The 26,696-nt window shown below is 41.0% G+C and carries 24 protein-coding genes; 2 read left to right on the forward strand and 22 right to left on the reverse strand.

Annotated features, from left to right (window positions below):
* From ACYQ03_RS12310 to dapF, 16 genes are all read right to left on the reverse strand, one after another.
* Entirely contained in the window at positions 1-786 is a 786-nt protein-coding gene (locus ACYQ03_RS12310) for an FHA domain-containing protein (RefSeq protein WP_459910229.1), read from the reverse strand.
* A gap of 111 nt (positions 787-897) precedes the next feature.
* A complete protein-coding gene (gene rlmN / locus ACYQ03_RS12315; protein WP_459910230.1) occupies positions 898-1,965 on the reverse strand; it encodes a dual-specificity RNA methyltransferase RlmN in 1,068 nt (355 codons plus the stop codon).
* Positions 1,966-1,967: 2 nt separating this feature from the next.
* Complete coding sequence (gene rsmB / locus ACYQ03_RS12320; protein ID WP_459910231.1) at positions 1,968-3,329, reverse strand: 16S rRNA (cytosine(967)-C(5))-methyltransferase RsmB; 1,362 nt, start codon at positions 3,327-3,329, stop codon at positions 1,968-1,970.
* On the reverse strand, positions 3,289-4,143 hold the full coding sequence (locus ACYQ03_RS12325) for a DUF116 domain-containing protein (RefSeq protein WP_459910232.1): 855 nt from the start codon (positions 4,141-4,143) through the stop codon (positions 3,289-3,291). The genes rsmB and ACYQ03_RS12325 overlap by 41 nt, the downstream gene beginning before the upstream one ends.
* Positions 4,130-5,080, reverse strand: a complete 951-nt coding sequence (gene fmt / locus ACYQ03_RS12330; protein WP_459910233.1) for a methionyl-tRNA formyltransferase — start codon at positions 5,078-5,080, stop codon at positions 4,130-4,132. Before fmt ends, ACYQ03_RS12325 begins: the two co-directional genes overlap by 14 nt.
* A gap of 17 nt (positions 5,081-5,097) precedes the next feature.
* On the reverse strand, positions 5,098-5,556 hold the full coding sequence (gene def / locus ACYQ03_RS12335) for a peptide deformylase (RefSeq protein ID WP_459910234.1): 459 nt from the start codon (positions 5,554-5,556) through the stop codon (positions 5,098-5,100).
* A 109-nt stretch (positions 5,557-5,665) separates the two neighbouring features.
* Positions 5,666-7,867, reverse strand: a complete 2,202-nt coding sequence (gene priA, locus ACYQ03_RS12340) for a primosomal protein N' (protein WP_459910235.1) — start codon at positions 7,865-7,867, stop codon at positions 5,666-5,668.
* Positions 7,868-9,079 carry a bifunctional phosphopantothenoylcysteine decarboxylase/phosphopantothenate--cysteine ligase CoaBC gene (gene coaBC / locus ACYQ03_RS12345; RefSeq protein WP_459910236.1) on the reverse strand — a complete coding sequence of 404 codons (1,212 nt, stop codon included), beginning with the start codon at positions 9,077-9,079 and terminating at the stop codon, positions 7,868-7,870. It lies immediately after the preceding gene.
* 14 nt (positions 9,080-9,093) lie between these two features.
* On the reverse strand, positions 9,094-9,303 hold the full coding sequence (rpoZ, locus tag ACYQ03_RS12350) for a DNA-directed RNA polymerase subunit omega (protein ID WP_459910237.1): 210 nt from the start codon (positions 9,301-9,303) through the stop codon (positions 9,094-9,096).
* Between the two features lie 24 nt (positions 9,304-9,327).
* The gene (gene gmk / locus ACYQ03_RS12355) at positions 9,328-9,930 is read right to left on the reverse strand and encodes a guanylate kinase (protein WP_459910238.1); all 603 of its coding nucleotides are present in this window, start codon (positions 9,928-9,930) and stop codon (positions 9,328-9,330) included.
* An 8-nt stretch (positions 9,931-9,938) separates the two neighbouring features.
* Complete coding sequence (gene remA / locus ACYQ03_RS12360) at positions 9,939-10,211, reverse strand: extracellular matrix/biofilm regulator RemA (RefSeq protein WP_333530872.1); 273 nt, start codon at positions 10,209-10,211, stop codon at positions 9,939-9,941.
* A gap of 22 nt (positions 10,212-10,233) precedes the next feature.
* Complete coding sequence (locus ACYQ03_RS12365; RefSeq protein WP_459910239.1) at positions 10,234-11,112, reverse strand: YicC/YloC family endoribonuclease; 879 nt, start codon at positions 11,110-11,112, stop codon at positions 10,234-10,236.
* Positions 11,113-11,397: 285 nt separating this feature from the next.
* On the reverse strand, positions 11,398-12,099 hold the full coding sequence (locus ACYQ03_RS12370; protein ID WP_459910240.1) for a TraR/DksA C4-type zinc finger protein: 702 nt from the start codon (positions 12,097-12,099) through the stop codon (positions 11,398-11,400).
* Between the two features lie 166 nt (positions 12,100-12,265).
* Entirely contained in the window at positions 12,266-13,459 is a 1,194-nt protein-coding gene (locus ACYQ03_RS12375; RefSeq protein WP_459910241.1) for a pyridoxal phosphate-dependent aminotransferase, read from the reverse strand.
* A gap of 36 nt (positions 13,460-13,495) precedes the next feature.
* Complete coding sequence (locus ACYQ03_RS12380) at positions 13,496-14,674, reverse strand: LL-diaminopimelate aminotransferase (protein WP_459910242.1); 1,179 nt, start codon at positions 14,672-14,674, stop codon at positions 13,496-13,498.
* A gap of 58 nt (positions 14,675-14,732) precedes the next feature.
* Positions 14,733-15,587, reverse strand: a complete 855-nt coding sequence (gene dapF, locus ACYQ03_RS12385) for a diaminopimelate epimerase (RefSeq protein ID WP_459910243.1) — start codon at positions 15,585-15,587, stop codon at positions 14,733-14,735.
* 395 nt (positions 15,588-15,982) lie between these two features.
* Here dapF and ACYQ03_RS12390 point away from each other — a divergent pair, with 395 nt between their 5' ends.
* Positions 15,983-17,779, forward strand: a complete 1,797-nt coding sequence (locus ACYQ03_RS12390; RefSeq protein WP_459910244.1) for a methyl-accepting chemotaxis protein — start codon at positions 15,983-15,985, stop codon at positions 17,777-17,779.
* A gap of 395 nt (positions 17,780-18,174) precedes the next feature.
* Here the strand turns inward: ACYQ03_RS12390 and ACYQ03_RS12395 are convergent, their stop codons facing one another.
* Positions 18,175-20,925: a calcium-transporting P-type ATPase, PMR1-type gene (locus tag ACYQ03_RS12395; RefSeq protein WP_459910245.1), complete on the reverse strand. Its 2,751-nt coding sequence runs from the start codon at positions 20,923-20,925 to the stop codon at positions 18,175-18,177.
* Between the two features lie 177 nt (positions 20,926-21,102).
* Here ACYQ03_RS12395 and ACYQ03_RS12400 point away from each other — a divergent pair, with 177 nt between their 5' ends.
* Entirely contained in the window at positions 21,103-22,881 is a 1,779-nt protein-coding gene (locus ACYQ03_RS12400) for an Rqc2 family fibronectin-binding protein (protein ID WP_459910246.1), read from the forward strand.
* 194 nt (positions 22,882-23,075) lie between these two features.
* On the opposite strand, the gene pyrE is transcribed toward ACYQ03_RS12400, so the two are convergent.
* From pyrE to ACYQ03_RS12425, 5 genes are read right to left on the reverse strand one after another with little or no spacing between them, the layout of a single operon-like run.
* On the reverse strand, positions 23,076-23,651 hold the full coding sequence (gene pyrE / locus ACYQ03_RS12405; protein ID WP_459910247.1) for an orotate phosphoribosyltransferase: 576 nt from the start codon (positions 23,649-23,651) through the stop codon (positions 23,076-23,078).
* The gene (gene lspA, locus ACYQ03_RS12410) at positions 23,652-24,110 is read right to left on the reverse strand and encodes a signal peptidase II (RefSeq protein WP_459910248.1); all 459 of its coding nucleotides are present in this window, start codon (positions 24,108-24,110) and stop codon (positions 23,652-23,654) included.
* A 2-nt stretch (positions 24,111-24,112) separates the two neighbouring features.
* The gene (gene pyrF / locus ACYQ03_RS12415; protein ID WP_459910249.1) at positions 24,113-24,850 is read right to left on the reverse strand and encodes an orotidine-5'-phosphate decarboxylase; all 738 of its coding nucleotides are present in this window, start codon (positions 24,848-24,850) and stop codon (positions 24,113-24,115) included.
* Positions 24,851-24,875: 25 nt separating this feature from the next.
* The gene (locus tag ACYQ03_RS12420; protein ID WP_459910250.1) at positions 24,876-25,790 is read right to left on the reverse strand and encodes a dihydroorotate dehydrogenase; all 915 of its coding nucleotides are present in this window, start codon (positions 25,788-25,790) and stop codon (positions 24,876-24,878) included.
* Positions 25,787-26,575 carry a dihydroorotate dehydrogenase electron transfer subunit gene (locus ACYQ03_RS12425; RefSeq protein ID WP_459910251.1) on the reverse strand — a complete coding sequence of 263 codons (789 nt, stop codon included), beginning with the start codon at positions 26,573-26,575 and terminating at the stop codon, positions 25,787-25,789. Before ACYQ03_RS12425 ends, ACYQ03_RS12420 begins: the two co-directional genes overlap by 4 nt.
* Positions 26,576-26,696 lie beyond the last annotated feature (121 nt).

Consider the following 26,696-nt stretch of genomic DNA (forward strand, 5'->3'; position numbering starts at 1 on the left):
TTATAACTCCTTAAATATCAAAACTGTATTACCTAAGGTGATAACGTCGCCTGAAGTTAATTCATATTTATCAATAAGTAAGCCATTTACATATGTACCATTGGTGCTGTTAAGATCTATTAAACAGAAGCCTTCACTTACTTTCTCTATTTGTGCATGACGCCTGGATACACTGTTATCATTTAAAACAATATCACAGGTATCACGTCTGCCTATACTTGAAAGATTATCACCCAAAAGAAATTCCTTTCCCTGGTCGGCTCCCTCCTCCACCACTAAGCTAGCAAAGTAAATTGGTTCCGACTTATTTAGAGGTGCCGTGTCAGATATTGCTTCATAAGCCCTTGTTTCCTCATGATTTTCGTTGTTCCCAGGGGGTGACGAGTTTAAGTACATTGCTTCTGAAGTTTCATTTATACCAAATTTACTTTCTACTATAATATCACCCTGTTCCAGTTCTTTGCTTTCAGTAAAAAGAATAAGTGGTGCAGCGACTAAGGTAAATTTTTTGTCCTCTGCATTCTGAACCAGAAACTCGCCTAATTCCTTTGTCATAAGTGGTATCATTGGTTGAATATACAAATAATCCGAAGGATGCAACAAAACATTATATTCATTTGGAACATAAACATTGGAAACACTGATTCTTCGTTTATCTCTCATAGCCCGACCCAGTTTTTTAGCAATATCTGTGGGGTGAATAAGTCTGTCAGAGCTGAGTTTTTCCTTAAAAAATCCTTCGATGTATTTTTCTAAGCTACTTTCCAACCCTGAAAATAAACGCATAAAAAAATCACCACCATTCATTTATACTTGCCGTTAGCCTTGCTGGGTGCCATGGGCCTTGGGCTTTGATGTAATATCCTCTACACACCCCTTGTATTTTCAACAAAGGTCTTATGGTCTAGGTTGGTTAAGTTTATTTTCAAATCTACGCCTAAGCTGCCCGCAGGCAGCATTAATATCTGTCCCTAACTCTCTGCGAACGGTAACATTTAAACCAACTTTCTCTAAATAGCTACGAAACCGATCAACTCTTTCGGGTGGTGTTCTCTCAAATCCTTTTTCTTCCACAGGGTTTGCTGGGATAAGATTAATATGGCAAAGTAAACCCTTCAAAAGAGTAGCAAGCTGACGGGCATGCAGGTCACTGTCATTTATGTCAGCTAACATAGCATATTCAAAGGTTATACGGCGACCAGTAATACTAGTGTAAGCAGAACATGCTTCCAGTAACTTTTGGATATTATATTTTCTGTTCATCGGGACTAATTTATCACGTAATTCATCATTAGGAGCATGCAAAGACACTGCTAAAGTGATAGGTAGTTTTTTCTCAGCCAATTCCATCATTTTGGGTACCAGGCCACAGGTTGAAAGGGTAATATGGCGATATCCAATATTTAGTGCATACTCTGCATTAATAATTTCCAAAAACCTCATTACGTTTTCATAATTGTCCAAGGGCTCCCCTGCACCCATAATCACAATATGACTGACCCTTTCACCTGTCTCCCTCTGAATTCCAAGTACTTGATCATAGATTTCACCAGGGCTAAGGTTCCTGACCAGTCCATTTATTGTAGAAGCACAAATAAAACAACCCATGCGGCAACCAACCTGAGTAGAAACGCATACCGAATTCCCATAAGAATGCTTCATCAGTACACTTTCCACAGCATTTCCGTCTTGTAATCCAAATAAATATTTTATCGTATCACCCTTCATAGATACTTGACGGGTTAAAATTGTGGTCTGGCTAAGGGTAGCAATTTGGTCCAACTTATTTCTAAGTTCCTTGGATAGGTTTGTCATCTCATCAAAGGATGAGACCCCCTGGGCAAAAACCCAGCGACAGATTTGATCTGCCCGAAATGGTTTTTCACCCAGATCCAAGAGAAGTTTCTTCATATCCGCAAGATTTAGATTTCTTAGATTTACTTTCTCTGTGATATTTCTCGACATTTTTACTCAAATCCTTTTTTCCTCATACGAGCTATAAAAAAGCCATCCATACCATGAATATGGGGCATAAGTTGCAAATAACCATTTTCAGCTGTTTTTTCCTTAGCCAATTCTGAAGGGAGGAGTTGTCTTAGATCACCCATAATAAATTCAGAATGTCCCCTAAGAAAGTCTTCCACAACTCCTATATTCTCTTCCCAGGTTATAGTGCAGGTACTATAAACCAGAACCCCACCAGGTCTTAAGCATTGGGCCGCAGATTGTAATATTTCCTTTTGTAATCTAACTATGCCGGGTAATTGACTAGGATCTTTACGCCACCTAGCGTCAGGCCTTCTTCTTAAAACACCTAGACCTGAACAGGGAGCATCAACTAGAACATAGTCTGCCCAGCCCTGATACTTTTTGTATAATTCTCTGGCATCAGCTACTTCTGTTTGAATGGACTTGATACCTAACCGTTGGCAATTATCCATAATTAAGTCTAGTTTATGTTTATATAAATCACAGGCGATTATACGGCCGGAATCACCCATTATTTGAGCTAAATGAGTGGTTTTTCCACCAGGTGCAGATGCTACATCAAGCACCTTGGCCCCTGTGGAAGGATTTAAAACATGGGCAACTAACATGGAGCTTTCATCCTGTACCTGAAACAAGCCTTCCTGAAATGGCTTTAGAGTACGATATGATAAAAAACCACTGATATTTAAGCCTTCTGGGACAAATGAAGTTTCCCTAGCCCCTACTCCTTCTTCCTTCAATCTGGTGATTAAATCCTCGCGAGAGATTTTCAGAGTATTGGTTCGAACTGTATTAGGTGCTGGACGATTATTAGCTTCACAGAGGGCAACTGTTTGCTCATAGCCAAATTCCTTTAGCCATCTCTCCACCAACCAGGTTGGATGAGAGTATTTCAGAGCGATGTAGTCAACCGGTGATTCCTCATGATCTGGATATTTCAAATTTTGCTGTTGCCTAGCTACGTTTCGTAAAACTCCATTGACAAACTTGGCTGCACCAGCATGACCATATTTTTTAGCCAAGTTAACGGATTCGTTACAAGCAGCAGAATCCGGAACTCTTGGCATAAACATAATCTGGTAAGTACCTATTCTTAAGATGTTGCGAATGTAAATTGTTTGGGATGCCAGTGGTTGCTTAAGATAATGAGCAAGTACCCAATCAATCGTGTTTAGGTTTCTTAGTACCCCATAGACTATCTCTGTGGCAAAAGCCCGGTCTAATTTGCCGGGCTGATATTTTTCAAGCAATTTATTTAAAGCAAGGTTAGCATAAGCACCTTCATCTTCCACTGCTTTACTAACCAGAAGAGCAATTTCTCTGGCACTTACATTTCTCAATTAAATATCCCTTCCCTTTCCGGTTACCCAAAAAGAATTCAATAGCTTTTGAAACTCCAAGTATTGAAACCGAAGTATTTATACATGGTCCAAAGGGACGATCATTTAGTACCCCTAATACCGGAATTGGATTGCAGTCTTGGATACCACTGGCCAAATCTCTTTCACAAGCTATTGCAACGATCGCCTTTGGTCTGTACTCTTTCACAAGTTTACGAGCAAGTGTCCCGCCAGTGGCAATCCCCACATTTATACCATATTTATCCCTTAGGTCAAGTAACTCCGCAACCTTACACTTTCCACAACGTTTACAATTATTTATATTATTAGTTACTTTATAGGGACAGGTATACTCCTGTATACAATGGGGAGCTAATAATAATATCTGCTCAGGCATTAGGTTTGGTACATTGGTCCTAACCAGTTCATTATTAACTTCTATATAGGAATTCTTTATTTTATCAGTGTCTATCTTAAATATCTTACCTAGACCAATGGCAAATGGGAATAAGGCTGATATGGCAATCCGCATCAAAGGTTGCAGAGGCTTTATTGTTTGAGCAAGCCAGATGGTTAAAACAATGCCCCCAATGCCAAATGCTACTAATATAATAGCTATAATAATTGCCACAACCAAGGCAATTAATAATGTTTGGTGAAACAAAGTGGTGGGATGATAGACCAGATACCAGATAGTGAAAATTGTCAAGCCTACTATCACTAAGCTTGCCGCAAGCAAACCTAAAAACAATCTTTTACGTACATGTGGTACCTGAGCTTGACTCTGTGTAATCAGATGCCTACCCTCCTTCATTTCCTAAAGTAGTTCCAGGAAGTAACAGTTTGCCTCGGAGAAATTCTCCAACCTCCATTCTTTTACTACCTTGAAGCTGTAATTCTTTAATTATGATTTGACCTTGACCTGTTTGCACCAATAAGCCTGAAGAATTGGCTTCTAACACTGAACCTGGCACGGCCTCTACCTTATTTTGATTTTGAGCAGGTATTGCAGTCTGCCAAATTTTTAATATTTTATCCTCCCAAGTAGTATAGGTGCCAGGCCAGGGATTCATGCCTCTAACATGATTATGAATATCATGAGCTGAAGCACTCCATTGAATGCGTTCATTTGCTTTCTTTAGCATTGGTGCATAGGTAGCCAAGGCATTATTCTGAGGTGTTCTCGGAACACGATTCTGTTTAAGCAAGTTAATGGTTTCTATTAATAATTTTGCCCCTTCAACTGCCAATTTATCATGAAGGTATCCTAATGTATCTTCTGCACCTATGGGTACAGGTTTTTTCAGTATCATATCCCCTGTATCCATACCTTTATCCATGTACATGGTAGTAACACCAGTTTCTGGTTCTCCATTTATTATAGCCCAGTGAATTGGTGCAGATCCTCTATAATAGGGAAGTAAGGATGCATGAACATTAATACATCCCTTAGGAGGTAACTCTAACAATTCTGGCGGTAATATCTTTCCATAAGCCACTACAATAATGCAGTCGGGATTTATTTCTTTCATTGTATCTAAAAATTCCCTAGTTTTGATACTGGCTGGCTGTAGAACCGGCAAGTCATATTCCTGAGCCAAGATTTTAACAGGTGGCGCTTGCACCTGTTTTCCCCTACCCTTTGGTTTGTCGGGTTGAGTAACTACAGCAACAACCTGTTGATTTGAGTGGATCAAAGATTTTAATGATGCCGCTGCAAAATCTGGAGTTCCCATAAAAACAATACGCATTTGTTCAATACCCCTAACTATTCAACCTTTCGAAGGTTATTTGCTTTATCAACAAAAATAACTCCTTCTAAGTGATCAATCTCATGTTGAAAGGCCCGGGCCAGAAAACCCTTTGCCCTATATACTACTTCTTCTCCTTTTCGATTTAGGCCTTTGACTACAAGTATATCCGCCCTAGCCACTTCTCCAACCATATTGGGTACAGAAAGACATCCCTCTGTATCCACCACAGAGCGACCAGAAGCTTCTATAATCACTGGATTAACCAGTTCCACCAGACCCTCTCCGATGTCCACTACGATAACTTTTTTAGATACACCAATTTGTGGTGCAGCCAAACCTACCCCTTTGGCTGCATACATTGTATCAGCCATATTATCTATTAATTTAATAATATTAGGCGTAACTTCTTTTACTGGTTTGGCAACTTCTCTTAAAACTTCATCACCGATTTCGACAATTTTATATACTGCCATACGAATTTCCTCCTATTTAGCTTTTAGCAGTTAGCCTTTAGCTTTTGCCATAGACTAATATCTAATAGCCAATAGCTAAGGGCTAACAGCTAATAGCTAAAGGCTATATTTATATTGTCAGCGGATCTACATCAATGCTAACACCTACCTGTTTAAAACGAACTCCCAATTGTTCCAAAACTAAAGCAACTATTTTTCTAAGGTCTCTGCTTATCGAACCCCGTAGGATTAATTGCCATCTATAACGATCATTAACCCTGGGTATACTTGCGGGTGCGGGTCCTAGAATATCCATTGTATGAAATCCAGTCTCTAATCTAGTTGCTGACAATCGTTCTTGCCAAACCTGTGCAGCATTGATGACGTCTCCCTCATTTAATCCAGAAAACATAATGCGAACTATATAACTAAAAGGCGGGTAGCCTAAAATTTTGCGATTAACCATTTCCCTTTGATAAAAATGAATAAAGTCATGTTTTTGGGCGTTGATGATACTATAGTGCTCCGGGTCATAGGTTTGAATAATAACCTGACCCTCTATATCCCCTCGACCAGCGCGTCCGGCAACTTGGGTTAACAGTTGAAATGTCCTTTCAGCTGCTCTAAAGTCAGGCATGTGAAGAGAAATATCTGCACTTACTACCCCTACCAATGTTACCTGGGGTATATCTAATCCCTTGGCTATCATTTGCGTACCCACCAGTACTGGAGCATCACCATTAATGAATTGATCCAGTAAATGCTGGTGCGAACCCTTCCGGGTAGTGGTATCTGCATCCATTCTGAGGACATTAATTTTAGGAAATAACCTCTTTATTTCTTCCTCGACCCTTTGGGTACCTAATCCAAAGTTACGTATAACCCTACTGGCACATACGGGACATTTTTGAGGCGTTTTACTAACGTAGCCGCAATAATGACATCTTAATAAACTATTGTTATGGAGAGTTAAAGATATATCACAATGGGGACACCTAATAACCTGACCACAATAATGGCACACAACAACGGAGGCATAACCCCGTCGATTTAAAAATATAATACTTTTTTCATTTTTTTCAATACGTTTTGCTAAAGCTTTTTCTAAAACATGGCTAAAAATACCAGTATTTCCTGCAGCGATCTCTTTTCTTAGATCGACAATTTGAACCGCTGGAAGCTTTCTTTGATCCACCCGCTGGGTCAGACGCATAAGCTGATAAGGACCATCAGGACGAGCTCGACAATAACTTTCCATGGCCGGAGTTGCACTACCCAGTACAACTACAGCATTATGCTGAGCAGCCCTCTGTAAAGCCACTTCTCTGGCATGGTATTTGGGGCTTTCATCCTGTTTATAAGAGGATTCATGCTCCTCGTCAATAATAATAACTCCCGGGTTAGTTGTGGGGGCAAAAATAGCAGAACGTGCTCCTAAGATAACCTTTGCTTCCCCAGAACGTATACGGTCCTTTTCGGCATATCTTTCCCCCTGTGATAAGGCACTATGTAACAAAGCCACTTGACTGCCAAAACGAGATTTAAACCTTTGAACCATTTGGGGAGTAAGGGATATTTCAGGCACCAATACAATGGCCTGACGGTTTTCAACTAAAACTTCTTGTATTATTCTCAGATATACTTCAGTTTTACCACTGCCGGTAACTCCATGCAAAAGCCAGGCTGATGGTTTTTCTTCTTTCAATGCCTGACTGATCTGAGCAACTGCATTAGCTTGTTCTTTGGTTAGATTTGGTATAGGACCTAGTGTTTGAAAAACTTTCTCTTCTAAAGATTCAACCTCTTCTAGTAATCCTTTTTTTATTAATGCATTAATTACTGCTGGTGAAGTATTTGCTTCTTTAGCCAACTGGAGTTTATTTAACCCTGGTTTTCTAAGAGCTACCTCAAGGGCATCTTTTTGTTTTGGAGCTCTTATTAGGCCCAGAGGTATGTAGTCATTTTTTATTGTGGCTATTAATACTTTTTTTGTTTTTTCTACTTTTATGCTGCCCACAGGTGATCCTGCAATACATTGGAGAGCATCACCTAGACTACATAAATACCGTTGTACCATCCATTGAGCCGTTTTATAAAGCTCGCTATCTAAAAACGGTTCCTTCTCAATAATACGTCTAATAGTCTTTATATTCTTTAAGGCAGGGGGGTCCCCAAACCCGATAATAAAACCTTGTACTAATCTACCAGAAAAGGGTACCTCGACCCGGCTGAACCTTTGAAGTTCGCTCCGAAGGGTCTCCGGTACCCGATAATGAAAGGTTTGATACAATGAGCGAACCGGCACAGGCACTGCCACTTCTGCAAAGGGCATCTAGCTTTCCCCCCGGCGGGTCCTCAATATTTTTGCAGCTCGATCCAGTATCTCCTCAGCAACCTGTCCCTTTTCCATCTTTGGCAAAGCTTCTATGGTCCCGTCAGTCCAAAAAATTCGTACAATATTTGTGTTACTGTCAAACCCAGCACCAGGTAGGGTGACATCATTGGCAATTAACAAGTCAAGGTTTTTATTAATAAGCTTACTCTTTGCATAAAGCTCAAGATCGTGTGTTTCTGCAGCAAACCCTACCAGTACTTGCTTTTCCTGTTTACGAGTTCCTAAATTCCCTAAAATATCAGGGTTCTTTTGTAACGGGACAGTCATACTATCAGCTTGTTTTTTTATTTTATGGTCACTTATTTCCACTGGACGATAATCAGCAACTGCAGCGGCCTTAATAATAAGATCTGAGCTATCAGAATGCTTCAATACAGCATCATGCATTTCAATTGCTGTTTCTACCTGTACGATATCTACAAGATCCGGTGGGGTTATATGAGTGGGACCACTAACTAAAATAACCTTGGCACCGCGCAAGGCCGCAGCATTTGCTATGGCATAACCCATTTTACCGGAACTACGGTTAGTAAGATAACGAACTGGATCTAGGGGTTCTCTGGTTGGACCAGCGGTGACAAGAACCTTTAACCCCGCCAAATCTTGGGGGGTTAGAATTTGGTCAATGCTTTGTAATATTGTAGTAAGCTCAGCCAGTCTACCTTTACCCGTGACACCACAGGCTAATCGACCTGAGGCAGGTTCCACAAAGTGATAACCACAGTCTTTAAGTTTGCTTATGTTAATTTGGCATATCGGGTTGTTATACATGGCAACATTCATGGCTGGGCAAAACATTATTGGACATGTAGCAGCCATAATTAGCGTTGAAACTAGATCATCGGCTATCCCATTGGCTGCTTTGCCAATTATGTTCGCCGTGGCTGGAACAATTAGCAGCAAATCAGTCTTTTGGGCTAAATCAATGTGTAAAACACCACCACTAAAATCATTTTGGAAGAGATCGGTGTGCACTGGATTTCCAGTAAGCACTTCAAAAGTAAGGGGAGTAATAAATTTCTGGGCTGATGTGGTCATGGCAACTTGAACATCGGCTCCGGCTTTTACCAGGGAGCTAACCAGTTCAGCTGTTTTATAAGCTGCAATGCCACCGGTAATTCCCAAAGTAATTCTTTTTCCTTCCAGCAACCACTACACCTCCGTTACTTTTGGCCTTCTTTGGTACGTCGATATAAGACATCACCATCGGCAATCTCTTCTAAGGCTAAAGTTACTGGTTTTATGTGCAAAGGTGTATTGGATTGAATTTCTTCCTCAGTAAGAAAACGTGCCCTTTTAGCTGCAGCAACAACTAAGGTATACCGGCTGTCCACCCTGGTCATTAATTCATCCAGCGAAGGTCTATTCATCATGGCAATTACCCCACTTAATAAGATTTAGCATTTTAAGAACCTACTAATATCAAAATTACTAGGTCTACATTTTTCAGCTTTGATAATACTTTCAACTTGTTCAATAGATTCATCGACTGTATCATTTACAATAAGGTAATCGTAACGTTTTGTATTTGAGAGTTCATCGCATACACATTTTAAACGTTTGTTAATGCTCTCTTCTGGATCTGTTCCTCGTTTAATTAATCTTTCTTTTAATAAAGATAGACCAGGTGGCACCACAAAAATCAATACCCCCTTGGGGTATTTTTCTTTTATTTGTAATGCTCCCTGAATATCAATCTCTAAAATTACATCTTGACCGTTAGACAACTTATCGTCAACAAAATGCTTGGGTGTCCCATAATAATTATCGTAAACCTTTGCATATTCCAACAATTTGTTGTCAGCAATCATTTTTTCAAAGGTTTCTTTTTTTACAAAAAAATAGTTCACTCCATCCACTTCTCCAGGCCTAGGTGCCCGTGTCGTACAAGAAATGGAAAGGCAAAGATCTTTATTTTTATTGAGCAATCCCTGACATATGGTACCTTTACCTGCGCCTGAAGGTCCTGATATAACGATGAGTAATCCTTGCCTATTCATAGTCTCACCTAATCCGTTGGTTCATCAACCTGTGTTGCTTCTTTGCTTACCAGACGGTTTGCAACAGTTTCTGGCTGTACAGCAGACAAAATGACATGATCACTATCAGTTATTATTACGGCTCTGGTACGTCGCCCATAGGTGGCATCAATTAACATACCTCTATCCCTAGCTTCGGTAATAATGCGTTTAATCGGAGCGGATTCGGGGCTAACTATGGCAATAATACGGTTGGCCGAAACAATATTGCCAAAGCCAATATTTATAAGCTTTATATCCATGTTCAGTTCCCCCTAATACATATTATTCAATATTTTGAACTTGTTCTCTTATTTTTTCAAGTTCACTTTTAGCATTAACGACAGCATTTGTAATGGACAAATCATTGGCCTTAGAGCCAATGGTATTTATTTCTCGATTCATTTCCTGAACTAAAAAATCAAGTTTTCTCCCTACAGATCCACCTTCTGAGAGGATTTGGTCCAATTGCAACAAATGACTGCTTAAACGTACAATTTCTTCTGAAATGTCTGCTCTATCTGCAAATATTGCCATTTCTGCTGCTAGGCGGGTTTCATCGATAATACCATTATCTAGCCACTCTGATAATCTTTGAGATAACTTATCTCTGTATTCTTGTACCACTAAGGGAGCTCTTGTAGAAATTTGTTCTGTAAGCTGTTTTATAATTGCAGCCCTGTTCAATATATCTGCTTTTAGGCGTTCTCCCTCAGTCTGACGCATTGCTAATAGTCCTTGAAGTGCTTGCTCAGCGGCTTCTTGTATTGCAGGGTACCATAATTCAATGTTTTCTTCGGGTTGCTCAAGAGAAATAACGTTTGGCAGTGATATTAGGTCCTTAATGGTGATTTTGTCCTTTAGAGACAAAGTTTCCACCAGTTCCTCCATTGACTTATGATACGCCACTGCTAATTCTTTGTCAACTTTTACCGCAGGGGTGATTTCACCTGTCTCTTCTATAGAAATATAGCCGTCCACACGACCCCGTGTAACTTTATCTTGTATACTGCGTTTAATCTTATCTTCTATAGGAGCCAAGGATCTGGGTTGCCGAAGAAACACTTCACAAAAGCGATTGTTTACAGATTTGAGTTCCACTGTAAACCTACGGCCCTCTATGGATGCTTCACCTCGGCCGTATCCTGTCATGCTTTTTATCAATTCTTCACCACCTATTTTTTTATATATGATTTCTACCTAAAATTTGATTATCCTTTAAATCTCGTAGAAAAATCACGATAAGTAAAGAAATAGGGCCAGCACATGGGCATAACCTTGTTTTTCATAGTTATACCCAAACTGGCCCTATCTTTAGCCATCAGCCTTCAGCCTTCAGCTTTTTTGCATGTTTTACTCAGGGGTCCTTTGGGAAAGATAACGGACCGAATTTGCAGGGCTATCGTTATCTACTGTGAGCGACTTTGGCGGAGCGCCGATAATGTTAAACTAAGATTCCTTTGACCCCACATTTATCCTCTCATAGGGTGAACTTTCATCATCTACACCCCTAAAGGACTCGTAGATGACTCCATCTTCCCCAATTTCATAGGGAACGCTATCGGGATCTTCAAAGGTTTCCAGGTGCTCTTCGTTGATCATTTCTTCATCACCATAATAGGAACCTGCTTGAGCACGTTCGGCATGTTCGTTCCAGATGGCCACGCTCTCCCAAGCATCTTCACCATCAAAGCCATTATAATCTTCCCCATCTTTCCAAGAACGGCTAAAGGGGGTATCCAGGACATCCTCCTCAGCAGTCCTTTCATGGGATTTTGGCAGATGTTCATCTCTGGATTTACAATCGACACATTGGGTAGTATAAGGTACTGCTTCTAACCTTTCATAGGCAATCTCTTTATTGCAGACTTCGCAAAGGCCATATTTGCCAGCTTCCATTTTATCTAGAGCGTCATCAATGGCACCTACAATGGCCATGGCATCTTCCCTCAGCGCAAAGTCCTTTCCCCTTTCAAACATTTCACTTCCAACATCTCCAGGATGATTATCATAGGTAGATAATTCACCAAAGGAATTGGACATGGACTCCCCCATGCCACCCTCATTCATTCCCTCAATACGATTTAACATATGTACCCTCATAGCTAATAGTTCGCGTTTAAATTTATCCAATTGTTGTTGAGTTAACATCATATTACCCCCAATTCATTAGAAAGCCTTATAGCCTAGAAAACTTGGCTTGATGTTTAACCTCAGTCTTTATATTCTCCGATATGAAAGAAAAAACCCAGGCAAAAGATAAAAATATTTTGCCCAGGTCTAATTTAAAATACTCTATTGGGGGTATCAGTAGAAATCATTGTAATTCCGCTAGGAACTTTTCAATTCTATCTAACCCTTCTTTAATATTTTCCAGAGAAGTTGCATAGGATAAGCGAACATTATCATTCGAACCAAAGGCAATGCCGGGAACTATTGCTACCTCTGCTACCTCCAGCAGGAGATTGGCCAAATCAGTACCATTGTTTATCGTCTTACCTTGATAGCTCTTGCCAAAATATGCACTTACATTAGGGAAAAGATAAAAAGCACCCTTTGGCTTTGGACAAGTGATACCAGCTATTGAAGTTAACCGTTCTAACATGTAATTGCGTCGTTTATCAAATTCAGCCACCATCTCATAAACTGCATCCTGGGGGCCATTTAAGGCAGCAACACTGGCTGCTTGGGCGATAGAAGTAGGGTTCGAGGTAGAGTGTGATTGTAGATCGCTGATGGCCTTTGCAATTGGAGTTGGTGCAGCACAGTAACCAATACGCCAACCAGTCATGGCATAGGCCTTGGATACTCCGTTAATAACAACGGTGTTTTCCTTTAACTCCGGGCTGATGGAAGCTATACTAATATGCTCTAAGCCATCATACAAAAGCTTTTCGTAAATTTCATCAGAAATGATGGTAATGTTATGTTTAAGTAAAACTTCTCCCAGAGCTGCTAATTCTTCCCGAGAATAAACTGAACCAGTGGGATTGCTGGGACTGTTAAGCAAAAACACCCGTGTCTTAGGTGTAATAGCTTGCTCCAATTCTCCAGGAGTTAATTTGAAATCATTTTCTTGTCTAGTGGGTAAAATAACAACCTCTGCACCAGCAAGTTTAATCTGTTCAATATAACTGACCCAATATGGAGCAGGTAAAATCACCTCGTCACCTGGCTCACAAAGTACTTGAAAGGCATTATATAAGGAATGTTTTGCACCAACAGAAACTGCAATTTGATTAAGCTGATACTCTAGACCATTATCCTTTTGAAACTTATCAACAATGGCCTGTTTCAGCTTGACAGTGCCACCAGCAGGGGTATAACGGGTTTCACCTGCGTTTATTGCCTCTATGGCTGCTAATTTGATATTTTCTGGTGTGTCAAAATCTGGTTCACCAACACCAAAGTTAATAACTTTAATACCAGCTGCTTTCATTTGTTTGGCTTTGCCATCAATAGCTAAGGTTGGAGAAGGACTAATTCCCGCAGCCCTTTGTGCTAATTTCATAAGTAATCTCCCCTAATTTCATATTATAAACATCTATTAAAATTCAACCTTGCCAATATATTTCTTCATGCGTTCCAAGGCCTCAACAATACGTTCTTTAGGAATGGTAATGGACACACGGAAGTATCCTTCTCCTTGATCACCATATCCATTTCCTGCTGTAACCACTACCCCTGCTTTTTCAATTACGTATTCTGCAAAGGAGGCTGAAGTAAAACCCTTTGGAACAGGTGCCCAAATATAAAAAGTCGCTTTAGGCTTTTCAAGGTTCCAGCCCATTGCATTTAATCCGTCTATTACAACATCTCTTCGTTCGCGATAAATTTCATTGTTAGCTGCAATGATATCCTGAGGTCCATTTAATCCTGCCATGGCCGCATATTGCACAGCTTGAAATTGGCCAGAATCAATGTTGGATTTAAAACGTCCTAAGGCCTCTACAACAGATTCATTGCCAGCAATCCAGCCAATCCGCCAACCGGTCATATTGTAGGCTTTAGAAACTGAGCTGAATTCAATTCCGACTTCCTTGGCCCCAGGAATTTGCAAAAACGAAAGTGGTAGATATCCGTCATACGAAACCTCTGAGTAAGCATTATCATGACAAACTAGGATTTCATATTTTTTAGCAAACTCAATTACTTCTTTGTAAAAGTTCTCGTCAGCAATGGCTCCGGTAGGATTATTGGGGTAATTTATAAACATCATTTTGGCCTTTTTAGCAATATCCTCCGGAATAGAATTTAGATCCGGCAAGAAGCCGTTCTCCTTAGTGAGGGGCATATAATAGGGTACAGCACCGGCCAAAATAGCACCACCGCTATATACTGGGTAACCAGGATCCGGAACTAACACAACATCACCTGGGTTTAGGTAACACCAAGATATATGGGCGATCCCTTCTTTGGAACCAATTAAAGATACAACTTCTTTTTTGGGATCTAACTCTACGCCAAAACGTTTTGTGTAAAAGTCAGCCACAGCCTTCCGATAGGAAAGCATTCCCACTGAGGATGGGTATTGGTGGTTCTCAGGTACATAAATTTGTTTTTCAGCTTCTTTAATAATGTGTTCGGGTGTCGGCATATCGGGGTCACCAATACCCAGACTAATGATATCAACACCCTCCTCTTTTTTCTGAGCGATTACCTGTTCTATTCTGGCAAATAAGTAGGGTGGTAAATTTTTTATCCTCTCAGCTTCAGTAAAACGCAACTAGAATTCCCCCTTTAATTTAACCCGTGCAAAGTATAACAATTTATGCCAGGCTTTTTCAACCTCGGGATGGGTTGTATATTGTATATTCGCCTTGAAACACTTCTGTGGCAGGTCCAGTCATATAAATTCTACCATTATTTGCCCATTCAATATCTAAGGCTCCTCCAGGTAAATGTACAGTAACCTGTTTTTCTGTTATGCCATTTAGAGATCCGGCAACTGCTACTGCACAAGCCCCTGTGCCGCAGGCCATGGTTGGTCCAGCCCCTCTCTCCCACACCACCATGCGAACTTCATGAGGATTTAATACCTCTACAAACTCTACATTAGTTTTTCTAGGAAAAGCTGGGTGAGCTTCAATTTTAGGCCCTATATCCGACAGGGGAATTGCTTGAAGATGAGGCACAAAAATTACACAATGGGGGTTTCCCATGGAAACTGCTGTTACAGCATAGACCTCTCCATCAACAGCTAACTGCTCTCCAATGACCTGCCCGGGGAGACCAACCATTGGAATATCAGCTCTGTTCAGCCTAGGTTCTCCCATATCAACCCTGACAGCCTTGACAATACCTTCTTCTTGAATAATTTGTGGCACAATGATGCCTGCTAAAGTTTCTACTCTAATTTCAGATTTTTTTACAATATTATGCTCGTATAAATATTTGGCCACGCAACGAATAGCATTACCACACATTTCCGCTTCACTACCATCGGAATTGATTATTTTCATTCTTACATCTGCTACGCCGGACTCGTATAATAACACCAAGCCATCTGCGCCAATGCCAAATTGACGATCACACATTTCTTTAGCCAGACTATTGCAGTCATCGGGTAATCCTTGACCTGTGCCAGCAAGCACTAAAATAAAATCATTACCTAAACCGTGCACTTTCGTAAAGTACAAGTTTGTTTCCCTCCTAATGCTCTGTGGTTATTACAAAACCACTAATTTTATGTAGTATAACCTTTGCAGACTAAATTTCTTCTATATTATACAAATATCCTCCCAATTTGCTGAATGTACATTGTATATCTATAAAATTACTTCTGCCATTAGCCTAAAATTCTAAAGTGAAGACCTTGTACCATGAGCCCTGGGTACTAGACTTTTTAGTACATATCCTCTTTAAGGTTCTTAAGCTAATTGCCAATGATTGTTAGTACTTTTAGTACTGGTTTGTCACTACAGTTTTGGAAAATTAATTGTAATTTATGTGGACTGATTTTTAATATATGGTAAAATGTAAAAATAGATAAGTTGTTGGAAAATAATGTTTATTTGGGGGAGGAAAGGTTGAGATGTCCAACTGTTGGGATTATTTAAAATGCCCAGAAGATAGAAAAAGGTCTTGTCCTGCTTTTACTAGTAATCAAGGCCAAGATTGCTGGAAAGTTCCCAATACACTATGTAGGGGTGAAGTACAAGGATCAGTGGCCGAAAAAATACCTTTCTGTCGATCTTGTAATTACTTTGAGGCTGAAGTTTCCAAAAATAGATTTCCGATCAAAGGAAAACTTTTTACTGGCTTTGGTTTACTACTTATTTTGTTAATAATTGTGGGTGGCTTATCCTACCAGAATATGCATAAGATTAAGTCGAATTATGATCTAATGATAGAGCAACGTCTGCTAGTTATAAACCAAACTAATGAGTCCCTTATTCTTCTGCAAAAATCCGGTCTAGATCTAAGAAACTATCTAATAACCGGACATAATGATTATCTGGAACAACATACCGAAAAAATATCTGAAATGAACTCATCCTTGGCAACACTTAGATCTTTACTCCAGACCGAAAAGGGCAAAGCAATTTATAGTGAATATGAGCGACAGGTTTCAAATTATAAAGCCTACGCAGGAAATCTAATTAATCTGCGTCAAACCCCTTCCTTAGATACAAAAATCGATAAAGACGAAATAGAATACGAACTTTTGAAAAGCATTCAGGTACAGACTTTAGCTGATAAAGGAACCATGGGTAATACGGTAAAGGCTGGCCAAGATTTAATTGCTTATGTTAACGAGTTAGTAAAAAATGAACATAACATTCTTAAACAAGCCGTGTTCAATTTAATCGAGACTATCACAATTATTATTGTCTTTGCCTTGCTATTGGGACTAGCGGTTGCATATTACGTATCAAATATCATTGCCAAACCCATAATGCTATTGGAACAGAATGTAGCCAGAATAGCCGAAGGAGATTTAACCGGTGATGAAATCAAAATTAATAATCGTGATGAAATCGGCAGATTGGGAACTGCCTTTAATCAAATGTCCATAGCACTTAAGGGTCTGGTACATCAGATAAGTGACAAAGCTCAAACCATGGCTGCAGCTAGCCAAGAACTAACATCTAGTACTCAACAATGTTCTGCATCAGCCTACGAAGAATCATCTACTTTGACTGAACTGGCTGCTACAGTTGAAAAAGTAACCGAAAACACAAATCAGGTGCAGGCAGTCTCTGAAGCTGTAAGTCAATCTGCCGATAATGGTCATCAGGAGCTAAGTCAAATTGAGTTACAAATGCAATCAATTAAAAATTCCACTGAGAAAGTAGCAGGAGTAATCCAAGAGCTGGATAACACCTCTGGGCGTATTACACAGATTGTTGAGATCATTACTCAAATCGCTGATCAAACAAACCTATTAGCTTTGAACGCTGCCATAGAGGCTGCAAGAGCTGGTGAACAAGGACGTGGTTTTGCAGTTGTGGCTGAAGAAGTAAGAAAACTGGCTGAAAAAAGTGCCACTGCAGCAAAGGAGATCAAGGTATTGATTTTTACTATACAGTCTGAATCCAAAAATGCCGTAAATACTATGGATATAGAAAAGGATGAGGTAGAAAAAGGTAGTCAAATAGTCAATCAAGTTGCTAGCTCCTTCGAAAAAATTCTTCTATCTATTCAAGAATTAAATACACAAATACAAGATGTCGCGGCCGCTAATCAACAAATCTCCTCGGGTGTTCAAAATATTGCAGGAACCGCCCAGGAACAATCTGCTATCATGGAAGAACTAACCGCTTCCAGCGAAGCCCTTTCCAATATGGCAGAGGAACTTAAAAATACTGCTGCACGTTTTAAAATATAGCTCTCGGGCTCTCGAAGGCGTTTGGCCTTGGGCTTGGGAAAAATAAAACCCACCGAATTAGCAAGTGCTATCGTTATCCCCCTGAGCGACTTTGGCGGAGCGCCGTTAATAACTCTTGACGAGTGGAGGGTGAAATCGGGGGGCGCGCTCAAGGACGAGCGCGCAGCCTTAGTTGAGACAGGACGTCGAATCTAAGGCGACCCCGATTTCACCCAGAACGAGTCTTAGAGTTATCGGCGTGGAGATCAGGAGCGAACGGGGGATAACGATAGCACCCCCCGCTGATGCAATATCCCCTACAACCCTTGTGTTTTCATCATGACTAACCTCAGGTAGCTAACAGCTAAAAGCTAAAAAGAAGCTTCCACCATACACAGGGTGGAAGCTTCTTAGTTTTATGCCTTAATATACATAATTCTTTCCTTGGCCCGATCTTTGATGACCTTGCCTATAATACCCAGTATTTGGGGTAAGATGGCTATGGATAAAATGATTACCCAATGTTTAAGTTCCAACGGAACCGTGTGAAAGATCGGCTGCAGGAAGCCAATATAATTAACCGCCAATTGAAGTGAAGCAGAAATTAATACTGCTGATACTAAATGGGGGTTACCGAATAGCCCGACTTCAGCAATGGAGTGACGCTCTGAACGACAAGAGAAAACAAAAAACAATTGAAAAAAAACCAGTGTGTTAAAGGCCATTGTTCTAGCTAAATCTACTTGACCTAACATCAAGCCAACGGCAAAGGCCAGTAAAGTACCTATGGCAAAAATGACACCAGTACTCATAATTCTCATTCCTAAACCATGGGAAAAAACACTCTCTTGGGGATCTCGGGGTCGACGGTACATAATATCCTTCTCAACAGGATCTACCCCCAAGGCCATGGCAGGAAGTCCGTCAGTAACCAGATTCATCCAAAGGATCTGAATGGGTAATAGCGGTAGCGGCATACCCATTAATACCGCTAAAAACATTGTTAATACTTCTCCCACATTACAGGATAGCAGGTATCTGATAAACTTTCGTATGTTATCATAGATACCCCTGCCCTCTTCTATTGCTGCAGCGATGGTACTGAAGTTATCATCTGCCAGTACCATTGCAGAGGCCTCTTTTGTTACATCGGTTCCAGCTTTTCCCATGGCAATGCCAATATCCGCTTCTTTCACCGCAGGTGCATCATTTACTCCATCACCAGTCATGGCCACAATATGTCCATTGCGCTTCAGGGCTCGTACAATACGTAATTTATGTTTTGGAGTGACTCTGGCATAAACCGTTGTCTGTTCCGCCTCATGCTGAAGTTCATTATCATCTAGCTGATCCAGCTGGGTCCCTGTCAACACCTTAGCCCCTCTAGGCAAGAGACCTAATTCTTTTCCCACTGCTTGTGCTGTCAGTTGATGATCTCCTGTAATCATGACTGTTCGTATACCTGCACGACGACAAGCCTGTATAGAATGAACAGCGGAAGGTCTAGGAGGATCAATCATGCCTGCCAGTCCCAAAAAGACCAATTTCTGTTCTACCTTTTCTTCTGTTAGATCTTCTTCCGAAGCAACACCTTCAATATTTCGATATGCCAGAGCTAGCACCCGTAGGGCACCTTGGGCCATCTCTGAATTTTTCTTAAGGATTTCTCGCCGTGCTTGGTCACTAAGTTGAATAACCCTACCATCTTTGTAAATGTGGGTACACAAGTCTAACATCACGTCTGGAGCACCCTTTACATAGGTGGTTAATTGACCCTTGGCATCTTGATATACTACAGACATTCTCTTCCGAATACTATCAAAGGGTAGTTCCAACAGTCGCTGTTCTTCATTCTCCAGATCCTTTCGCCAGACCTTCCCCTTTGCAGCCATCACCATTAGTGCTCCTTCGGTGGGATCACCTGCAATACCCCATACATTGGATAAATTTCCTTTGGTAAGGTTTCTAAAAATCCCTCCGACGCTTATTTCACCCTTGGTCAGCTTAGCATTGTTGCATAGGGCAGCACATTTTAAGAACGTAGAAAACTCAGACCCTTTAACACCATCAAAGCGGAACTCTCCTTTGGGATCATAGCCTTCCCCCGTAACGCTAACATGGGAATTACCAACTAAAATTTCACGAACAGTCATTTGGTTCTCTGTTAAGGTACCTGTTTTGTCACTACAGATTACTGTAGCACAGCCTAAGGTTTCTACAGCAGGTAAACGCCGTATAATAGCATTCCTTTTAATCATTCTTTGTACACCAATAGCTAAGGCGATGGTAACAATAGCCGGTAAACCTTCAGGGATGGCAGCCACAGCCAAACTGACACCCGCTAAAAACATATGATAAATTGGTTCCCCTCGCAAAATACCTAGCACAACAACTAAAGCACAAACCAGTAGACAAAAGGCTACCAACACCCGGCCCAATTGATCTAATCTTCTTTGTAAAGGTGTCTGATCTTCTTCCGCTTCTTGAATCATCCTGGTGATATGCCCCATTTCTGTGTGCATACCAGTATCAACAATTACCCCTTTACCTCTGCCACGGACAACTACCGTTCCCATATAAGCCATATTGCGAGTATCACCCAAACTGACTTCTGTTTCTCCAGCCATATTTTCAACACGTTTTTTTACAGGGAACGATTCACCCGTTAGAGCAGATTCTTCAATTTCTAAGTTAGCTATTGCCAATAGCCTAAGATCCGCGGGAACCTTGTCACCAGTATCAAGTAAGACTATATCTCCTGGTACCAGGTCAGCTGCTGGAATCTTTCTCTCGACACCTTCCCGAACCACTAGGGCCTCTGGTGCAGTTAAAGCCTTTAACGCCTCCATGGATTTTTCCGCTCTAAATTCCTGTACAAACCCTAGAATAGCATTTACAATGACAATGATCATAATGGTCACTGCATCTGCCCATTCCCCTAACATACCAGAAATAAATGTTGCGGCAATGAGGACTAAAACCATAAAATCTTTAAATTGATCCAATAGCATTTTCCATGGTGGCTTTCTTTCAGAGCTCAAAAGTTTATTAGGTCCTATTTGCTCTAACCTTTCTTTAGCCTGATGTTCAGCTAAGCCTTTTTCAGGACAGGTTCCTAATTTATCAATTACATCCTGTCTCTTCATTTCAAACCAACGCGTGGTCATTGTGTCATCCCTCCAAAAACAGGTTTGTCCTTATTTATTTCTAACTTATTCAGCCTGTCCTGAAAAAAGACCCACATTTTGGAAAGTCCAGACTTACTTTTCTGTATTTAACTTAATTTAGGATGACATAGGTTGTGGGCTTGGTTAAAATAAGAAGAGTGGAAGGAGAAGATATAGATGGCTTTTGATGGTTTAGTCATGGCTGCAGTAGCTAAAGAGCTTTCTGATAGATTAGTTGGAGGTAGAGTTGAAAAAATTCAACAACCCAATGCCAATGAAGTGATTTTAGTTATTCATACTAGAGAAAAAGGTAAACAAAAACTTCTTATCTCTGCAGAGGCCAGAGATGCCCGAATTCATTTTACAACAGCATCCTATATTAACCCATTAGCACCACCAATTTTCTGCATGGTTTTACGCAAACATTTGGAAGGTGGTCGCATACGTTCTGTGGCACAAGTGGGTTTAGAGCGTATTTTACAATTTACCATAGACTCCCGAGACGAATTGGGTCGTCCTGGGGAAAAATATCTTTTCTGTGAAGTTATGGGGAAACATAGTAATATCTTGCTGGTTGACCCAGATAATCAAACTATCGTGGATGGTATTCATCGTTACTCCCATGCAGTTTCCCGTTACCGGGAAGTTTTACCAAATCGCCCCTATTTACCCCCACCGGCGCAAGATAAAATGGATGTCCGAAAGTTAAATGAAGATCTGTTTAGGGAAATGATGATGTCTGAGGATATTAATTTTACAGTATCAGATATTTTTCTTAAAAAGATTGCAGGTGTGGGTCCGTTGACCTGCCGTGAGTTAGTTTGTAGAGCTGGTCTTCCTGTGGACTATAAATTAGAGCATTGTGGTGACTATGAACTTAACCAACTTTGGCAACAAATACAAAGGCTTAATCTGGCACTAGAAAATGGTGACTATCAACCTACCCTTCTTTTAGATCGCCGAGATATGCCCCTAGAATTTTCCGCCATTGATTTATCTCATATGAAGGCTTTTAAAAGGGTATCGTCCAATATGAATGCTGTTTTGGACCAGTACTATACAAAGATCATTAGACTCCGACAATTAGAATCATTCCGCCATTCTCTTTTACAAACCATACGTAAGGAGACTGGGCGATTAAAAAAGAAAATCTCCCTTTATCAAAAATCTCTTCATTCAGCCGAAAAGGCAGATGAGTACCGTATTCTGGGAGAATTATTAACCGCTAACCTATACCAAATTGATCAAGGGACTGAGGCCAAGGTACAAGACTTTTACGACCCCGAGGGAAAGGAAACTATTATCGTAATGGATCCTTCATTAACCCCTTCACAAAATGCCCAAGAATTTTTTAAAAAATATTTAAAGGCCAAGAATACCAGAGAGGCAGTGGGAGTACATCTGACACAGGCAGAAATGGAACTAAATTATCTGGAAGCAGTGGAAACAGCTATTTCCCAGGCAATGTACATGGAAGATTTAACAGAAATTCAAAATGAATTAGAGGAACAAAGCTACCTTAAACCTAAGGTACAAAACCAGAGAAATAGAATAAAGAAAGAAACATTGAGACCAGAACCCCTATCATTTCTATCTTCAGAAGGATTGACAATTCTGGTGGGTAAAAATAACAAACAAAATGATTATTTAACCTTGCGCTTAGCTGGTGAAAATGACATTTGGTTGCACACCAAAGACATTCCAGGCTCCCATGTAATTATTCGTAATATCTCTGGGGAGATACCAAACCAAACTTTACTTGAGGCAGCCACTTTGGCTGCATGGTTTAGTAAAGCTAGACAGTCAGGGAAAGTACCAGTTGATTTTACCTTTCGCAAATATGTACGCAAACCAAAAGGCGCTAAGCCAGGGATGGTTATTTATGATCATCAACAGACCCTTTATGTTTCTCCCAGCGAGGAATTGGTGGAACAATTAATACCAAGGGAGGAATAATCGGTGGGACAGGGGGACAATACATCAGTGGGGTGTACTATCATTATCCCCCTGAGTTATTAACAACTCAGGGGGATAACGATAGCACTTGCTAATTCATTAAGGTTGGTTCCCAAATAAGCCCAAGGCTCATGGCCCATGGACTTTTCCAAGTTTTTTAAGCTGAAGGCTGATGGCTGACAGCAATCTTTATACTAGACCGTTTGACGGCTTCCGGGTTTGACAGCTGGCATACCACTGGCACAAAGGGGACAATGTTCAGGATCATAGGTTTCTACTTCCACGGTTAATAAAGCCTCAGTTCTTACACCGAGCTTAGCCTTCCCGTTGCTCCGATCTACAAGGACACCAACTCCCACAACTTCTCCGCCCATGGATTTAACCACATCGATAACCTCGGCCACAGAACCACCGGTGGTGATAACGTCTTCCACCACTAATACTTTTTCCCCTGGCTGTATGGTAAAGTTTCTTCTTAGGGCCATCTTGCCATTTACTCTCTCAGTAAACAAACTGCGTACTCCCATAGCCCTTGCCACCTCATATGATACCAAAATTCCTCCCATGGCAGGACCAATTACCGTTTCAACGCCTTGATTTTTAAATTTTGTGGCAAGTTCCCTGCAGAGTTCTTGGGTATATTGAGGGTGTTGCAGCACCTGGGCACACTGAAAATAGCGGTTGCTATGCTTGCCAGAGGTCAATAGAAAGTGACCAGATAGCATGGCACTTGTCTTGGTAAATATTTCAATTATATCTTCTCTTTCCATCTACACACCTCGATTTTTATCATTTTTAAATTCACGTAGGGCATCTAATAAAATTAGCCCAACACCGATACAGATGGCGGTATCTGCCAGATTAAAGACAGGCCAAACTCTAAAATCAAGAAAATCTATTACCTTGGTGTAGCGGACACGGTCAATGAGATTTCCTATGGCTCCCCCTGCTACCAACCCAAGTGCCCATTGATATAGTGCTCCTGATTGTTGAATCCAACGGTAACTAAAGGCCATGGCCCCTAGGACCAGCAGAGTAACGCCCACGAAGAACCACGTTCTTCCAGCCAATAGACCGAAAGCAGCACCGGGATTTTGAATATAGGTAAGATGAAATATACCTGTTAATAGCGGAATGGATTCCCCAAGTAACATGTTTTTCATAACAATATATTTGGTAAATTGATCTATTGCTATGGTCCCCAGGAGAACTAGGAAAAAACGCACCATATTTAGACTACCTCGATTATTTCTGAAAGTATTTTTTGCGCCGCCACAGCTGGTTCTTCATTGGCCGTAATGGGGCGTCCCACAACAATGTAGGAGGTTCCTTGTTTAATGGCCATCCCAGGAGTCATAATTCTTTTTTGATCACCAACCACAGACCATGCTGGACGTATACCAGGCGTAATAATCTTAAACTCTGGTCCACAGGCTTCCCTTATGGTTTGTATTTCTCTGGGTGAGGCCACTACACCATCTAAGCCTGCTTCTTGAGTCATAGTTGCCCATTTTTTTACCCTATCTTGAATTGTTCCTGGTAGGCCAATTTCATTATTAAAAACTTGTTCGTCTATACTGGTTAATACTGTTACTGAAATTACTAAAGGTGCTGCTAGTCCTAAGGCATAGGCTCTCTCTCTTACTGAGTCAGCGGCCTGGCGCATCATGCTTACTCCGCCGCTGGCATGTACATTAATGATGTCAGCTCCTAACCCTGCCAAAACCCTGGCTGCTTGTCCAACAGTATTGGGAATATCATGCAGCTTTAAATCTAAAAAAACCTTAACTCCCTGGTCTTTGAGCAATCGAATTATTTCAGGCCCACTGCTGTAAAACAACTGCATACCTACTTTAAAGAAACCGGCATAGGGAGAGAGTTTTTGGGTAAGCTGCAGTGCTTCTTCCTTTGTGTCAACATCCAGTGCCACTATTAATCTTTCTTTGGCTATTTGTTCCCTTTGAGTCATAAAACCCTCCATTCAGTCTATCTGCCTAGGCATGGGCCGCCCCGACCAAATTATTAATATCATTAATCCCATTTTCTATTAAGTAGTTTTCAATTCCCTCAAGTACTTCTATAGTAGCCCGAGGATTAACAAAATTTGCAGTGCCTACGGCCACTGCTGTGGCACCGGCAAGGATAAATTCCAGCGCATCCGACGCATTGGTAATGCCGCCCATGCCGATGATTGGAATTTTGACGGCCTTATACACCTGCCAGACTGCCCTAACTGCCACAGGTTTAACGGCAGGTCCTGATAAACCTCCCATAACATTACCCAAAATAGGCTTTTTCCTTTGCACGTCTATGGCCATACCAAGTAAAGTATTGATGGCAGATAATCCATCTGCACCGACTGCTTCCACTGACTTAGCGATTTCCGCAATATCGGTTACATTAGGGGATAGCTTCACAATCACAGGTAGGCTTGTGGCATATCTAACTGCTTTAGTAACCTCCGCAGCTGTTTTAGCATCACTACCAAAGGCTAAGCCACCCTTTTTAACATTGGGGCATGATATATTAACCTCTAAGGCGGCAATACCTTCTGTAGTATCTAGCCTTGCTGCCAACTCAGCATAATCTTCAATTGTGTTACCAGAGATATTGACAATAACTGAAGTTTTTAATTGTTTAAAGTAGGGTGCGTATTCTTCAATTAAATAATCTGCCCCTAGGTTTTGTAAGCCTATGGAATTCAAAATACCTGCCGGGGTTTCTGCTAATCTAGGAGTCGGGTTTCCTTCGCGGGGTTCCAATGTGGTTCCCTTAACCACTATGGCTCCCAGTCTATTTATATCCACATAGGGGGTGTATTCTTGTCCATAACCAAAGGTTCCGGAAGCCGTGGTAACTGGATTAAGCATTTTTAGTTTACCAATTTGGACGGTTAAATTTGGTTTCAATCCCATACCACCTGCCAAGAAGGAAATACTGGACCATCAGCACAGGCACGTTTAGTGCTAATTTGCCCATGATGCGAGATTTTTACTGCACAGGAAAGACAAGCTCCCACGCCACAACCCATTCTCTCTTCCAAGGACACTTCACCTGGCACATCTGCCTCCTGCAGCATTGGAGCTATTTCCTGCATCATAACCTTGGGTCCACAGACATAGGTCATGGCTGTTTTGCGCCAATCCATATGACGCTGCATTAATTGTGGTACTGTCCCTTTAAAGCCCATGGAACCGTCGTCCGTTGCTATAACTACTTCTGCCTCCATTTGTACAAATTGCCCATCGCAGAGTACACTTTTTTTATCACGAGCACCAAGGTAAACTGTAACTTGACATTTCATGTTGGCAAGTTCCTGCACTAGAAACACCAAGGGTGCTGCGCCAATGCCGCCGGCAGCTACAGCTACCTTTGAACCAGGCAGTGGCAGTGTAAATCCCCTTCCTAGGGGTCCCATCATATTAACCCTATCTCCTGGTTTGTATTGGGATAACATTTCTGTACCCTTTCCTACAACCCTGAAAAGTAGTGCTAATACTCCCTTGGGACGGCTTACCATGTGAATGGATATGGGCCTGCGAAGTAGTGGATCAAGGGAATCATTACACCTTACATGCACAAATTGGCCCGGCATTGCAAGCCGGGCAATATCTGGCGCTTCAAACTCCATATAATAGGTATTTGGTGCCACCATGTAGACAGCAAGTACCTTGGCATCAGTAACTTTCGACAATTTTTTTCACCTCTCCATTATTAGTCGTTAGCTGTTAGTCGTTAGCTGTTAGCCATTAGCCATTAGCTAGAAACTCCATCTAATAGCTAAAGACTAAAGACTAAAAGCTATAAAAGCTAAA

The organism is Desulfotomaculum defluvii (assembly GCF_054657375.1).